At 72.2% G+C, this 13,808-nt stretch carries 13 protein-coding genes; 6 read left to right on the top strand and 7 right to left on the bottom strand.

Annotated elements, in window-relative coordinates; all coding sequences use genetic code 11:
- The first annotated feature begins 163 nt into the window (after positions 1 to 163).
- Positions 164 to 1,186 (top strand): LacI family DNA-binding transcriptional regulator, encoded by a 1,023-nt coding sequence (locus ACZ6JY_RS30740; protein ID WP_469201042.1) that lies wholly within the window; start codon positions 164 to 166, stop codon positions 1,184 to 1,186.
- Between the two features lie 29 nt (positions 1,187 to 1,215).
- Here the strand turns inward: ACZ6JY_RS30740 and ACZ6JY_RS30735 are convergent, their stop codons facing one another.
- Positions 1,216 to 2,550, bottom strand: a complete 1,335-nt coding sequence (locus tag ACZ6JY_RS30735) for a M64 family metallopeptidase (RefSeq protein ID WP_469201040.1) — start codon at positions 2,548 to 2,550, stop codon at positions 1,216 to 1,218.
- Positions 2,551 to 2,732: 182 nt separating this feature from the next.
- Here ACZ6JY_RS30735 and ACZ6JY_RS30730 point away from each other — a divergent pair, with 182 nt between their 5' ends.
- A complete protein-coding gene (locus ACZ6JY_RS30730) occupies positions 2,733 to 4,235 on the top strand; it encodes a helix-turn-helix domain-containing protein (RefSeq protein ID WP_469201038.1) in 1,503 nt (500 codons plus the stop codon).
- Positions 4,236 to 4,257: 22 nt separating this feature from the next.
- On the opposite strand, the gene ACZ6JY_RS30725 is transcribed toward ACZ6JY_RS30730, so the two are convergent.
- Entirely contained in the window at positions 4,258 to 4,734 is a 477-nt protein-coding gene (locus tag ACZ6JY_RS30725; RefSeq protein WP_469201037.1) for a peroxiredoxin, read from the bottom strand.
- Positions 4,735 to 4,956: 222 nt separating this feature from the next.
- On the opposite strand from ACZ6JY_RS30725, the gene ACZ6JY_RS30720 reads away from it, so the two are divergent.
- The 3 genes from ACZ6JY_RS30720 (at position 4,957) to ACZ6JY_RS30710 (ending at position 9,413) form a co-directional block, all read left to right on the top strand.
- Positions 4,957 to 7,209 carry an FUSC family protein gene (locus ACZ6JY_RS30720; protein ID WP_469201036.1) on the top strand — a complete coding sequence of 751 codons (2,253 nt, stop codon included), beginning with the start codon at positions 4,957 to 4,959 and terminating at the stop codon, positions 7,207 to 7,209.
- 52 nt (positions 7,210 to 7,261) lie between these two features.
- A complete protein-coding gene (locus ACZ6JY_RS30715) occupies positions 7,262 to 7,708 on the top strand; it encodes a hypothetical protein (RefSeq protein ID WP_469201034.1) in 447 nt (148 codons plus the stop codon).
- 148 nt (positions 7,709 to 7,856) lie between these two features.
- A complete protein-coding gene (locus tag ACZ6JY_RS30710; RefSeq protein WP_469201032.1) occupies positions 7,857 to 9,413 on the top strand; it encodes an MFS transporter in 1,557 nt (518 codons plus the stop codon).
- A gap of 7 nt (positions 9,414 to 9,420) precedes the next feature.
- On the opposite strand, the gene ACZ6JY_RS30705 is transcribed toward ACZ6JY_RS30710, so the two are convergent.
- From ACZ6JY_RS30705 to ACZ6JY_RS30695, 3 genes are all read right to left on the bottom strand, one after another.
- Positions 9,421 to 9,585 (bottom strand): helix-turn-helix transcriptional regulator, encoded by a 165-nt coding sequence (locus ACZ6JY_RS30705; RefSeq protein ID WP_469201031.1) that lies wholly within the window; start codon positions 9,583 to 9,585, stop codon positions 9,421 to 9,423.
- Positions 9,586 to 9,846: 261 nt separating this feature from the next.
- On the bottom strand, positions 9,847 to 10,188 hold the full coding sequence (locus ACZ6JY_RS30700) for a GNAT family N-acetyltransferase (RefSeq protein ID WP_469201030.1): 342 nt from the start codon (positions 10,186 to 10,188) through the stop codon (positions 9,847 to 9,849).
- Positions 10,189 to 10,290: 102 nt separating this feature from the next.
- Positions 10,291 to 10,668 (bottom strand): nuclear transport factor 2 family protein, encoded by a 378-nt coding sequence (locus ACZ6JY_RS30695; RefSeq protein WP_469201028.1) that lies wholly within the window; start codon positions 10,666 to 10,668, stop codon positions 10,291 to 10,293.
- Between the two features lie 144 nt (positions 10,669 to 10,812).
- Between ACZ6JY_RS30695 and ACZ6JY_RS30690 the strand changes: the two genes are divergently transcribed.
- Positions 10,813 to 11,475 carry an O-methyltransferase gene (locus ACZ6JY_RS30690; protein WP_469201026.1) on the top strand — a complete coding sequence of 221 codons (663 nt, stop codon included), beginning with the start codon at positions 10,813 to 10,815 and terminating at the stop codon, positions 11,473 to 11,475.
- A 13-nt stretch (positions 11,476 to 11,488) separates the two neighbouring features.
- Here the strand turns inward: ACZ6JY_RS30690 and ACZ6JY_RS30685 are convergent, their stop codons facing one another.
- Entirely contained in the window at positions 11,489 to 12,538 is a 1,050-nt protein-coding gene (locus ACZ6JY_RS30685) for an HAD-IIIC family phosphatase (protein ID WP_469201137.1), read from the bottom strand.
- Positions 12,539 to 12,627: 89 nt separating this feature from the next.
- The gene (locus ACZ6JY_RS30680) at positions 12,628 to 13,776 is read right to left on the bottom strand and encodes an acyl-CoA dehydrogenase family protein (protein ID WP_469201135.1); all 1,149 of its coding nucleotides are present in this window, start codon (positions 13,774 to 13,776) and stop codon (positions 12,628 to 12,630) included.
- Between the last annotated feature and the right edge of the window lie 32 nt (positions 13,777 to 13,808).

The following is a 13,808-nucleotide window of genomic DNA, read 5'->3' as shown; positions in this document are numbered from 1 at the left end:
AACCACACCTCGGGCAAACGCGCCCGGAACGGACAAGGGCCGGAGTGGGCCAACCACGGCTGAATCGGCGGTAACCGCCCAGAAAATCAGGTCTGGTCGAGGCGCCCGCCCGCTGATAACGTTTGCCGAAATTTGATCAGCTTGACCGAAAGGTGACCGCGGCGTGGCCGACGTAACGCTGAAGGACGTGGCCCGGGCCTCCGGCTGCTCCATCGCCACGGTCTCCCGGGTCCTCGCGGGCACACGCCCCGTCGGCGCCGAGACCGCCCGCCGCGTCCGGGCGACCGCCGAGGCGCTGGGCTACCGGCCCAACCACGCGGCACGTGCCCTGCGCAGCCGCGCCACGGGCACGGTCGGCCTCGTCCTGCCGCAGATCACCAACCCGTTCTACCCCACGCTCGTACGGGAATTGACGCACGCCCTGCACGCCGACGGCCGGGCCGTGCTGCTCGCCGACTGCGACGACGACCCGGCGGCCGAGGCGGAGCACATCGCCGACCTCCTCAGCAGACAGGTCGACGCCCTTCTGGTGATCCCGGCGGACGAGGAGCGCAGCCGGGCGGCGGTGGCCGCGGCGGCGGCCCGGGTGCCGCTCGTCCTGATGGACCGCGGCTGCGGGCCGGGGGTCGCCGACTCCGTCGCGGTCGACAACACCGCGGGCATGGCCCTCGTACTCGATCACCTGGCCGCCACGGGCCGGCGCACCGTCTGCTTCATCGGGGCCGAAGGCACGACGTCGGCCGCCGCCGAGCGGCGCGGCGCCTACGCGGCCGAGGCCGGCGCCCTCGATCCCGGCGCGCCGCGGCGGGTCGCGCTCGGCGACTTCTCCGTGGAATGGGGGCGCGCCGCCGTCGACCAGGTCTGGCAGGACCGGCCCGACGCCCTGGTCTGCGCCAACGACCTCATCGCGATAGGGGCCCTTCAGCGGCTCCACCAGCTCGGCGCCGGCGTGCCCGGTGAGGTCGCCGTCACCGGCTTCGACGACATCCCGATGGCGGCGCTCTCCGCGCCCGGCGTCACGACCGTCCGCCAGCCCGTGGCCCAGCTCGCCGCCGAGGCCGCGCGGCTCCTCGCCCAGCGCCTCTCCGGCGGTGACGCCGGACCGCAGCGGGCAATACGGCTCGCGCCGGAACTGGTCGTACGGGAGTCGAGCGTGCCGAAGCGGGCGGCACGCACCTCCGCGTAGGAGTGCGTGCCGCCCGGTTCAGGGGCCGGTCAGCGCCGCACGCGCCAGGTGAGCGTGTCGGTCAGCTCGGTCCGCAGCCTCGGGTCGCGGACCGCGTCCGTCGGGTCGGTGGCGCGGACCGACAGCGTGTGGCTCCGGCCGTCCGCGGGGACGCCGAGCGCGCGCGGGGTCACGGCGCTCTTCCCCCTGGCCTGCCGCGCCTCAAGGCCGTCGACGGACCAGCGGAGCCGGATGCCGTCAGCTACCTCCACGCCCACCTTCGTGCCGCGCCGCAGCGTGCGGTCGGTGGGCGTGAGGGCGGTCAGGACGGAGGCGTGCCGGTGGAAGCCCGCGATCATGGCCTCGCGCCCCGGCAGGTTGAACTCGCGGCCGAGCGTGCGCATGATCGAGTCGGCGGTGGGCCGGTAGAGACCGCGCGGGTAGTAGCCGCCGCCCTCGTGGGCGCCGACGGTGCCGCCGTCCGGTGAGGTCTGGCCGATCCAGCGGTACCACTTCTTCTTCTGGGCGGTGAGCTGCGCGGCGGTGAGCTTGCTGGTGTTGGCTTCCCAGGGTTCCGCGCCCTGGTAGGTGCCGTACTCGTCGTACCAGTACTCGTCGGCCAGCTTGCCCAGGGAGTGGCCCGTCTCGTGGACGGCGACCTGGTCGGACTGGGCGTTGTCGGAGGACGCGGTGGCGATGCCGTCGTAGCCGGAGGGCGAGGTGATGTCGTTGTAGCCCGCGCCGCCGTACTTGGTGGAGTTCGACAGGACGATCACCAGGTCGGGGTCGGCGGCCTTCTTCGCGTACGACTCGACCTTGTTGGTGTCGACGCAGAGCAGGCGCTCGATGCCGTCGCAGAAGAAGGCGGAGCCGAGGGCGGTGTCCTTGACGACGTCACTCGTCGGGTCGCCGGAGACGCCGGACTGCCGGGACACCGCGTCGACGGCCCAGACGTTGAAGAGGCTCTTGTACGAGGCGTACGGCTCCACGGCGGAGATCTTCGACCACTTGGCGCGGACGTCGGCGTGGAAGTCCTCCTGCTGGGCGGCGGTGTAGCCGTCGCCGACGAAGACGACGTCGAGCTTGGAGCCGGTGGGGCCCGCCTGCACGATGGGGACGACGTCGCCGTCCCCCTCGATCTCCGCGTGCTCCTTCGCGGAGAGCGGGGCGTCGGCGGGCACCTCGGTGTGCCGGGGGTGGGTGCCGGGCCCGGTGAAGTACTCGACGCGCTCGGTGCCGCGGGCCGTCGTGGCGGGGTCCGCTGTGGTGGCCGTGGCCGCGGGAGCGGTGGCGGCGAGGGCCGCGGCGAGGGCGACTCCGGTGGCGGCGGTGATCCGCAGGGAGGTGCGTCTGGTCCGGCCGGGTATTCGATGCGTGGGGGGCATGGGCTTCCTTCCGAAGTCCGCGGTATAAATGGCGGGTTAAGCGGGGTTAAGGCGCGGCTCAACGTAGGGGTTCCTGCGGTCCCGGGCAATGGCTGGGTCTCAAGTCGCTGATGGTGTCCGTGAGTTCACACAGCGACAGCGGACCCGGCGCGCATCCCGGCACGCGACCTGTGGAGACAGCGGTGGCACAGAACAGTCCCGAAGGTGTACGGCGTGACAGTGCTGAAGGGGTACGGCGTGACCGTCCCGAAGCGGCGCGGCATGAGGGTGGTTTCCGGTGCGATGGGCCCGTCGAGGTCGGTCGGCGGGTTTTCCGGCTGCGTACCGAACGTGGGCTGACGCAACGGCAGTTGGCCGAGCCCGCCTACACTCCCGCCTACGTCTCCACCCTGGAGTCGGGGAAGGTGCGCCCGTCCGAGGCCGCGCTGCGCCACCTCGCCGGGCGTCTCGGCGTCAGCCATGAGGAGCTGGCCACCGGCCGCCCCGCCGAGCTCGCCACCGGCCTGCGGCTGCGGCTCACCGACGCCCGGCTCGCCCTGGCCTCCGGTGCGCCCGAGGACGCCGCCGCGCTGTTCAGGGCGCTGCGCGAGGAGGCCGTGCGGCACGCGCTCGCCCCGGAGCAGGCGGCGGCGCTGCTCGGCCTCGGCGACTGCCTGCTGGAGTCCGGCGACCTCATCGACGCCCGCGACTGCTTCGCCTCCGCCGAGCGGCTGCTCGCCGACGAGCCGCTGCCGCGCCGGGTGCCCGCCATCCGGGGCCGCGCCACCGCCCATCTGCTCACCGGCGAACTGCGCTACGCCTGCTACCTCCTGGAGAGCGCACTCGACGAACTGAACGCGTCGGGCCTGCACGACCCGGAGGCCCTGCTGCTCCTCTACACGGCGTCCATCGCGCCCTACATGGACATGGGCGCGCACGTCCGCGCGGCGCACGCCGCCGAGCTGGCCCTCGCCCTCGCCCCGCGCGTGAGCGACCCGGCGCTGATCGCGGGCATGCACCGCGGGGTGGCCCGCACGCTGATCGCCGAGGGCCGCATCGCCGAGGCCGACGCCTCCCTCGCCAAGGCCCAGGAGCTCTACCGCCAGCTGCAGATCCGCACCGAACTCGCCCACTGCCACTGGATGCGCGGCTACGTCCACGCCCAGGACGGGGACCTGGAGCACGCCGAGAGCGAGCTGCGCCTCGCCCACGGCATCCTGGCCGCCAAGCGGGCCGCGCTCTTCACCGAGCAGGTGGAGGTCGAGCTCGCGGACGTCCTGCGGCGGCGCGGCAAATCCGAGGAGGCCGAGTCACTGCTCCGGCCCCTGCTGACGGACGACCTGAGGGGCGACCCGGGGAACGACCTCACGCGGGACGGCGCGGGCGACGGCACAGGCGCCCTCGGGGCCGGCCGTGGCGCGGTCCACGCGGGCGGCGCGCACCGGCTGCTCGGACTCATCGCCGAGGACCGCGGCGACACCGAGGCCGCGGAGGAGCACTACTGCACGGCCCTGTCCCTGCTCGAACGCTCCAGCGCGGCGGGCGATCTGGCCGACCTCTGCCGCCTCCTCGGCGACCTGCTGCGCCGCACCGGCCGGGTGCGGGCCGCGATGGACGCCTACCGCACCGGCCTCGGCCACCGCGCGGCCCCCGGCACGACGACGCTGGGCCCGGCACCGGCGACGCCGCCGTTCCAGGGCTTCTGACGCACCCCCGCCCCGGGGACCGTCAGGCCGCGCTCTCCCGCAGCCGGCGTACGGCTTCGAGCGCGCGGTCGGCGTGGGCGCTCATGCGGATCTCACTGCGGACCACCTCGACGACGGTGCGGTCCCGGCCGATGACGAACGTGACGCGCTTCGTCGGCGCCAGGGAGAAGCCCCGCGTCACGCCGAACCGGTCGCGCACCACGCCCTCGGGGTCCGAGAGCAGCGGAAAGCCGAGGCCGTGCCGCTCGGTGAACTCCATCTGGCGCTCGACCCCGTCGGAGCTGATGCCCACGGGCCGCGCGCCCGCCGCGGCGAACTCGGCCGCCAGATCGCGGAAGTGGCAGGCCTCTGCGGTGCACCCGGGAGTGAGGGCGGCCGGGTAGAAGAACAGCACGACGGGGCCGTCCTCCAGGAGTTCGCCGAGGCCCCGCGGGACGCCGGTCTCGTCCGGCAGCGTGAAGTCCTCGACGGTGTCACCGACCGCCACGCGCGCCGTCATACCGGACTTCCCTGGGACAAACGACCGATGAGCGACACGGGTGCCTCCTCAAGTGACGGGAGCGCAAACCCTACTCGATGGTAGGAGCCCGTCGGTGAGCGTCCGTCACCGAGACCGCGCACACCCCCTCCGACCAGCCGTGATCCCCGCCCACACGCTCGTGCGATGCTGGGCAGCGCCGGAAGGCACCGAGCAGACGCAAGCGGGGAGCAGCGGATCGCGATGACAGCGGCACAACGGACAGCGAAGGGCGTCTGGGACCGTTTCTCGGCGTCCGACCCGGGGCTTCTGCGCCTCATGGCGGGACTGCGCACGGTGGGGGCGATCCTGCTCGCCCTGGCCGTGCTCGCCCTCATCGGCACTCCGGTGACGCACCTGGTCGCGGGCGCGATGACGGCGATGGTCGCCACCTTCGCGATCCAGGAGAAGGAGGTGCGCGGCCAGGCGGTCACGCTGGCGCTCGGCCTGCCCGTGGCGCTCGCCGCGATAGCCCTGGGAGCGCTGCTCAACTCCCGCGTGATCGCGGGTGACATCTTCTTCGTCCTGTTGATCTTCGGGGCGGTGTACTCGCGCCGGTTCGGCGACCGGGGCACCTCGCTGGGTCTGATCGGCTTCCAGGTCTACTTCGTCTCGCTCTTCGTGAGCGCGCCCGTCTCCGCGATCCCGGGCCTCTGCCTGACGCTGACCCTGGCCTTCGCGTGCAGCGCGTTCGTACGGTTCGCGGTGGTGCCCGAGACGCCGGAGCGCACGCTGCGGCGGCTGCGCGAGGCGTTCCGGGCGCGCCTCGCCCAACTGGTCGCCCACCAGATCGACCTCCTCGAAGCCGACGCCGACGACGTGGACAAGGTCCTCGACGACCTGCGGCGGAGCACCGCGCGGCTGCACGAGGCCGCGCTGATGATCCAGGGCCGCCTGGAGGAGGGCACGCGCGACGCCTCCGCGGCGGCGCTGCTGCAACGCAGGGTCGCCGACGCCGAGATCGCCGCCGAGCGCCTGGGGGTCCTGCTCCTGAACGCCCGCAGCGCCGAGCGCGTCGACACCCTCACGCTGCACCTGCCGCAGGCCGCCGCGCCCCTGCCGCCGCGCGCGAGGCTCGCGGACGACGCCGGGTCGGCCCTGCGCAGGGATCTGCGGGCCCTGCACCTGCTCGTGGTGCGCCTGGTGCCCGACGACCGCGGCACGGCACTCCCGTACGTACGCAACCGCCTGCTCGGCTACCGCGAGGAGCAGGGCCTGCCCAAGGGCTCACCGGCGGTCCAGGACTGTTTCCGCGCGGTCGGCGAGGCGGCGCGCGCCATCCTCGGGCTGCGGCTCGCGGTGGACGGGGCGCGGGACGAGGAGTACGACACTCCCGAGGCGGCCCGTTCCCGCGAGGAGTTCGAGGCGGAGGAGATCTCGATCTCCGGTGAGGCGGCGGACGCCGCGGAGGAGGAACCCGCCGGGCTGCGGCGCCCCACCACCAGGGCGGCGGTGCAGGTCGCGGTGGGCTCCGCGCTCGCGATCGTCGGGGGCGAGTTCCTCTCCACGCAGCGCTGGTACTGGGCCGTCCTCACCTGCTGGGTCGTGTTCCTCAACACCGCGTCGACCGGCGAGATCCTGGTCAAGGGCTACCGCCGCCTGCTCGGCACGGTCCTCGGCGTGGTGGCGGGGGTGGCGCTCGCGGGGGCCGTGGGGAACCACACCTGGATCGCGTTCGCCCTCGTACTGCTCTGCGTCTTCGGCATGTTCTTCACCGCGCCGCTGTCGTACGCGCTGATGTCGTTCTTCGTCACGGCGATGCTGGGCCTGCTGTACACGCTGCTCAACACCTACAGCCTCGACGTCCTCGTGCTGCGCGTCGAGGAGACCGCGCTCGGCGCGGCCTGCGGCATCATCGCGGCCGTCCTCATCCTGCCGGTACGTACGTCGCACCGCACCGACGAGGAGCTCGGCACCGTCCTCGCCCGCCTCCGTGACGTCGTGTCGGCCGCGGTGGCCCAGCTCAGCGGCGGGCCCCCGGTCGACCTCGTGGACCTGGCCCGCGACCTGGACACCGCCCTGGACGGTCTGCGCAGCTCCACCAAGCCGCTGACCCATCCGATCGCCCCGCTGCGGGCCAGGCGGCAGACCGCCCGCTATGTGATGGCGCTCCTGGAGACCTGCGCCTACCACGCGCGTTCGCTCGCGGCGACCGCGGAGCTCGTGCCCTCCAGCAAGAGCGTCGCGGCCGACGCCCGGCTCGCCCTGGCCGGCCGCCGCATCACCCACAACATCGACCTCATCGCCGCGCACGTACGCGCCGAGGAGACCACCGGCACCATCGAGTCGGGCGCCAGCATCGCCTCCATGCTGGACAGCGGCCGCCATGAGGTGCTGCGCACCGGCTCGGTGGCCTTCCGCGTGCTGCGCCATCTGCAACGCCTCGACGAGGGCATCGTCGGCCTCGCGCGACCGCTGGGGGTGCCGCTGGAGACACGGGAGGAACAGCGCCCGTGATCGCCCTGCTCGTCTCGGCCGCGCTGCCGCTTCGCGCTACGACCGCCTCACGGTGGCGGCGGTCGCCGCGAGGTGCGGATTCAGCAGCCCCAGCCAACTTCAGCCGGCGGCTTCGGCGGAGCGGGTGACCGTTCAGGCCCCGTGCAGGGCGGTGTGCAGGGTGTCGGTCACCTGGATACGGGCGGCCTTCGACGCCTCCGTGGAGCGGAGCAGGTCGAACAGCGGGAAGCCGCGCAGCCCGCTCAGCGGTGCGCGCAGCGGGGAGACGACGCCGCCGGCAGAGGTCGGCGAACGGCTCGGCGGCTTCGTGACGACGGCGATCCGCCGCTACATCGACCACCACCTGGGTGACCCGGAACTCTCCGCGGAAAGCGCCGCCGGGGTCGAGCGGTGCGCGCGGGAACTCGCCGCGGCAGTGGCGCCGCATGGTGACAGCAGAATCCGGCGAATCGGCAACCGGCTTTCCCCATTCTCCCGGAAATTGACAGCGACGCGATGATGTGGCCCGACTGGTCGCCGAATGCGAAATTGACAACTGCCTTTCCGTATGGCTCGGTTGACCTCCCAAAATGGGAATTGACAGGGGTTTGAGAATTGCCTACGGTCCGGTCGTTCAGAAATCCTGCCGAGCGGACCAGAAGGTATTCATGACGACATCCCCGACGTTGCCCAAGTCCAGGCAGCAGTTGATCCTTGCCGTTCTCATGACGTGCTCGCTGCTGATCTGGCTGGACAACACCGTCCTCAGTACGACCCTGGAGACACTCGCGGACCCGGACCGTGGCCTGGACGCCGGGCCCGGCCAGCTCCAGTGGGCCACAGGCTCGTACACCCTGGCCTTCGCCACCCTGATGTTCACCGCGGGCGCGCTGGGCGATCGCTTCGGCCACCGGACGGTGCTCGCGACCGGACTGGTGATATTCGCCGGGTCGTCAGTGTGGGCGGCGTACGCGGGCGACGCCGACCAACTGATCCTCGCGCGGGCCGCGATGGGAGTGGGCAGCGCACTGATCATGCCCGCCAACATGGCCATCCTGATGTGGACGTTCACCGGTCCCGCACGGGCGACCGCGGTCGCCATTTCCTCGACGTCCGCCGGTGTCGGAATGGCCGTGGGCCCGGTGTTGGCGGGACTGCTTCTCGACCATTTCTGGTGGGGCTCGGTCTTTCTCGTCAATGTCCCGGTCGTAGCGGTCTCGTTGCTCGGAATCGCCGTACTGGTGCCGAACTTCCGCAGCCCCGTCCCGCGCCCCCTCGACCCGGCCGGAATGCTGCTTTCGATCAGCGGACTCGCGGCGGTCGCCTACGGGCTGATCCGCGCGGGGCAGGTGGCCGCCTGGAGCCGTACCGATGTCTGGGCGCCGATCGCCGTCGGACTGATCCTGCTGGCCGCGTTCGTACTCGCCGAACTGCGGAGCAAGGCACCCAGCTTCGATCCCCGGCTTCTCGCACAACGCGTCTTCGGTGGCGGAAACGCGGCAATCGGGCTGCTTCTCTTCGCCATTGCCGCCATCACCTTCTACAACGCGTTCTACCTCCAGGGCGCACGCGGCTTCTCGCCGATGGAGGCGGGCCTGGCCGGTCTCCCGACCGCGCTGGGTGCCGTCCTGGGGGCGCCGCTCGGCGCGCGTCTGGTCCGCCGCTGGTCGCTGTTCGCCGTCGCCACACCGGCGCTCACGGTGGCGGCGCTGACCATGGGCGCTTACGGACTGTTCGGCCTGCACACCCCGCTCGCCCCGATCGAGATCCTGCTGTTGGTCCAGGGGCTCTCCATCGGCATGGTGCTCGGTCCGGTGACGGCGGCCCTGATCAGCTCCCTGCCGCTGGAACGGGCCGGTGCCGGGTCGGCCGTCACCAACACCGTGCGCCAGACCGGCAGCGTGATCGGGATCGCGGTGGGCGGCACGCTCATGTCGCTCGCGTACCGGCGCGCGATCGAACCCTCACTGGACACTGTCCCCCAGCCGGTGCGGGAGCAGGCGCGGGTCTCCGCCGAACAGGCCCGCCATGCCGCCGCCACGATCCACCGGCCCTCCCTCGCGCACGCCGCCGATGACGCGTTCATCCACGCCATGCGGGTCGGCGCGGTCTGGGTCATGCTCATCGCCCTCGTCGGAGCGGCTGTACTTGCGGTCGCCCTGCGCCCGGCCCGCCCGGTCGGCACACCCGAGCGGCCGGCGCCGGTACGGCAACCGCAAACCTAGGCAACGCCTACGCCGCCCCGGTCCGGCCGTCGCGCCAGTCGCTCGGGGACATGCCGTACGCCGCGCGGAAGCTGCGGCTGAAGTGCGGGGCGACGGTGCCACTCGCGGAAGGGCCCCGTCCGCTCAGGGCGCCGACCTGGTGGTCGATGAGTGCGCGGCGCGGTATCCGCACCAGGTGCAGTAGCACCCGCTCGCCCGATGAGGGTGGCGCGGCCGAGGGTGTGGAGGCCGAGCAGGACGTGCGGGGCGGTGCTCGCTCGCTCCGCGGGCTCGTACCGCAGGGACCCCGCCGCTCCCCGTTCCGTGCGCACGCGCAGAAACACGGCGCCTGCTGCGGGCAGGGGCAAGGGCCGTGCACGGTGGGGCATGGAGTCATGCGGACGGACACACTGCCGGGGCCGTGGTCGGGCGGCCCCGTCCCGCCCCGCTCGGCTCAGCGCTTCAGCACACCGTCCAGCCACGCGATGGCCTCGGGAGTCACCGGGTCGACCAGATCCGCGTACTCCTCGTGCTTCTTCAGGAACTTCGCCACGTAGGGGCAGATCGGCACGATGCGCCTGCCCGTACCGCGTACGTCGTCCAGGGCCTCCCGTACGAGGATGGAGGCGAGGCCCTGCCCCGCGTAGGCGTCGTCGATCTCGGTGTGGAAGAAGACGCGCCGGTCGTCGCGGTCACGGAACGCGGTGAAACCCGCGCTCTCACCCTCGACCAGGATCTCGTACCGGTGCCTGGCCTCCACGAGCCGGACGGTGGGGGTGACTGCGGGCTGGGTCATCGTCGTACTGCCTTTCTGCTGCCTGGCCATACCAGGCGTTCCGCTGCTTCGCGCAGGTCGGAGGGTGCGGGGTGGGCCGTGCAACGCCGAGGCGAGCAGGGCTCAGGCGGCGGACGGCTCGATCTCCCCCGCGAAGACGATGACCTGGTCGATGAGGCCGCGCCGCAGATGGACGACGTCCGTCCCCGCCAGCCGGGGGCCTCCGTTCGGGGTGGTGAAGGCCCACCGGTACCGGGCCCACTCGTCCGGCATGTCCACCGCCGAGCAGCGCACCATCGTGCCGGTCCCCGCCGGGTGGCGCCGGATGTCCAGTACGAACCGCTCGACCGCCGCGATCCCCTCACTGCGGCCCAACGGCCCCCAGAACACCACGTCCGAGGTCAGGGCCTGGGAGAGCAGCGCGGGCACATAGCTGTCGTCCGAGGCGTTGAACGCGGAGAGGAACGTGTCGATCGCGGACCGTACGGCTTCTTCATGCATGCACCAGTAATACCAGCCGCCTCGCGGAACGCGCCATCTCCCCCTCCCTTTCCGCGATTTGGGAGTCTCGCGCCGATATCCGCGTTACCGTCGTGAAGGGGATTCTCCATTCAGTGAGCGGCAAAAGAGAAGGGCGTTGCCTTCATGGCTGATCAGATCGAGTCCACCGACATTCTGCTTTCCTACGTCAGGGACGTGTCGCTCCGGGACGACGAGATCCTGAGAGGGCTGCGGGAGGAAACGGCGCAGCTCCCCGGAGGTACGACCATGCAGGTCATGGCGGAGGAGGGCCAGTTACTCGCCCTCCTCGTCCGGCTCACCGGAGCCCGGTCGGTGCTGGAGCTCGGTACCTTCACCGGTTACAGCACCCTGTGCATGGCCCGCGCCCTGCCGGCCGACGGCACGGTCGTGACGTGCGACGTCACCGGCCGGTGGCCCGACATCGGCGCCGCGTACTGGAAGCGGGACGGCGTCGACGACCGGATCGAGCTGCGCGTCGGGGCCGCGGCGGACACCCTGGACGAGCTGCTCACGGAGCGGGGCGCCGGAGCGTTCGACCTCGTATTCATCGACGCCGACAAAACCAACTACCGCACGTATTATGAAAAGTCGCTCGCCCTCACCAGGAACGGCGGCCTTCTCGTCATCGACAATACGCTCTTCTTCGGACGCGTCGCGGACCCGGAATTCGACGACGCGGACACCGTGGCCATTCGCGAGCTCAATTCGGCGCTCACCACGGACGAGCGCGTGGACATCTCCCTTCTTCCGATGGCGGACGGCATCACCCTGGCCCGCAAGCGCTGAGCGACGACGTCGCTCAGGCCAGGTCCACCGAGCTCACCCTGATCGTCGTCGACGCCGGGCGGGGCGCGGGCCGCAGATGCAGGCGCTGGAGGTCCTCCGGCGCCTGCGGGAGGGACGCGACGCAGGAACACGGGTCGCCGTCCACGAACCCCGCGAAGCGGTAGGCGATCTCCATCATGCGGTTGCGTTCGGTGGGCCTGAAGTCGGCCACCAGGTGGGTTCCCGCGCGGGCCGCCTCGTCGATGAGCCAGTTGAGGATGGTGGCGCCCGCGCCGAACGACACCACGCGGCAGGACGTGGCGAGGAGTTTGACGTGCCACGCCTCCCTGCCGCGCTCCAGGAGCAGTACGCCGACCGCGCCGTGTGGGCCGAAGCGGTCCGTGAGCGTGACCACCAGGACCTCGTGGGCGGGATCGGTGAGCAGTCGGCGCAGGTCGGCGTCGGAGTAGTGCACGCCGGTGGCGTTCATCTGGCTGGTGCGCAGGGTGAGTTCCTCGACGCGTGACAGTTCCTCGTCGGTGGCGCGGCCGATGCGCATGTCCAGCTCCAGCGAGCGCAGGAAGTCCTCGTCCGGCCCGGTCGCCTCGGCCCGGGCGGCCTCGCGCCGGAAGCCCGCCTGGTACATCTGGCGCCGCCGCCCGGAGTCCACCGTCCGCATGGGCGGTGTGAACTCGGGGCGGCCGGGCAGGAGCTGGGCGGCCTCGGCCTCGTAGCAGCGGACCTCGGGCAGGTGGTAGGTGACCTCTGCGCGTTCGGCGGGCTGGTCGTCGATGAAGCCGACGGCGCTCAGGGCGAAGCCCAGGGTGTCGGCGATCCGGCGTACGGACTCCGACTTGGGGCCCCAGCCGATCCGCGGCAGCACGAAGTACTCGGCGACGCCGAGCTTCTCCAGGCGGGCCCACGCCGTCTCGTGGTCGTTCTTGCTGGCGACGGACTGGAGGATGCCGCGGGAGTCCAGCTCCACGACGACATCGCGGATCGCGTCCGGCAGCGTCACCTCACCGTCCTCCAGGAGGGTCCCCTGCCACAGGGTGTTGTCGAGGTCCCAGACCAGGCATTTCAGTACGGGGGCGGGGTGCGCGGCCGGCGCGTCGTGCGTCCCCGTGGCCGCTGCGGGCGTGTTCGCTCCGGTTGTCGTCACTCCGATTCCCTTCACACACTGCTGTCGAGGACGTGCCGGGCCAGCATCAACTGGCACATCTCATTGCTGCCTTCGATGATTTCCATCAGCTTGGCGTCGCGGTGGGCGCGGGCCACCACGTGCCCGTCCCGGGCTCCGGCGGACGCCAGGACCTGGACGGCGGTGGCCGCGCCACGGGCCGCGTTGCCCGCGCTGACGTGCTTGGCCAGGACGGTGGCCACGACCTGCTCCGGTGAGCCCTCGTCCCAGCAGCGCGAGGCGTGCTCGCAGGCCCGGGTCGCGGTCTGCTCGGCGACGAAGAGCTCGGCGAGATGGCGGGCCACGAGCTGGTGCTCCCCCAGGACCACGCCGAACTGCTCGCGCGTGGCGGCGTGCCGGGCGGCGGCCGTCAGACAGCCGCGCAGGATGCCGACGCACCCCCAGGCCACGGACATGCGGCCGTGGGCGAGGGCGGTGGTGACCAGCAGCGGCAGAGGCAGCGCCGAGCCGCCGAGCACGTGCTTGGCCGGGACCCGCACCGCGTCGAGGGCGATGTCGGCGTGGCCGGCGGCGCGGCAGCCGAGTGGGTCGGCGATGCGCGTGACGCGTACGCCGGGCGCGTCCGCGGGGACGACGACGGCCACCGCCTCGCCACCGCCCTCCGCGCCCGCGCCGCCGCCTCCGTCGCCGCTTCCCGCACCGTCCTCGTACTTGCCGAACACGACGAGCAGGTCGGCGTAGTGCGCGGCGGTCACCCAGACCTTGTGTCCGTCGAGGACGACCTCGTCACCGTCGCGGCGCACCCTGGTCGTCATGGCGGACAGGTCGCTTCCGGCGCCGCGTTCGCTGAACCCGGCCGCCGCGAGCTCGCCGCCGGTGAGCCGGGGCAGGAACGCCGTACGCTGCTCGGCGGTGCCGAGGCGCTCGATCGTCCAGGCGGCCATGCCCTGCGAGGTCAGCACGGACCGCACCGAACTGCACAGGCTGCCGACGTGCGCGGTGAACTCGCCGCCGGCCGCGCTGGACAGGCCCCACCCGCCGTACGCGGCCGGCACCTGGGGGCACAGCCGCCCGGCGGCGCCGAGCTTCCGCAGCAGGGCTACGGGCAGCAGTCCCTCGCGGTCCCAGGCGTCGGCCTCGCCGGCCACCAGGGCGGTGACGGCGGCGGTCGCCTCGTCCAGGGACTTCGCCTCGTCCAGGGACTTCGCCTCGT

Source organism: Streptomyces sp. NPDC046335, assembly GCF_055587985.1.
The sequence above is the reverse complement of the archived record's forward strand: the minus strand, read 5'-3'. Positions and strand labels throughout refer to the sequence as shown.

Bases quoted from the DNA above. Each gene is read 5' to 3' on its own strand.
- ACZ6JY_RS30725 (WP_469201037.1), bottom strand. From the start codon at position 4,734: ATGACGGCGCGCGTGGCGGTCGGTGACACCGTCGAGGACTTCACGCTG.
- ACZ6JY_RS30720 (WP_469201036.1), top strand. From the start codon at position 4,957: ATGACAGCGGCACAACGGACAGCGAAGGGCGTCTGGGACCGTTTCTCG.
- ACZ6JY_RS30710 (WP_469201032.1), top strand. From the start codon at position 7,857: ATGACGACATCCCCGACGTTGCCCAAGTCCAGGCAGCAGTTGATCCTT.
- ACZ6JY_RS30735 (WP_469201040.1), bottom strand. From the start codon at position 2,550: ATGCCCCCCACGCATCGAATACCCGGCCGGACCAGACGCACCTCCCTG.
- ACZ6JY_RS30695 (WP_469201028.1), bottom strand. From the start codon at position 10,668: ATGCATGAAGAAGCCGTACGGTCCGCGATCGACACGTTCCTCTCCGCG.
- ACZ6JY_RS30700 (WP_469201030.1), bottom strand. From the start codon at position 10,188: ATGACCCAGCCCGCAGTCACCCCCACCGTCCGGCTCGTGGAGGCCAGG.
- ACZ6JY_RS30690 (WP_469201026.1), top strand. From the start codon at position 10,813: ATGGCTGATCAGATCGAGTCCACCGACATTCTGCTTTCCTACGTCAGG.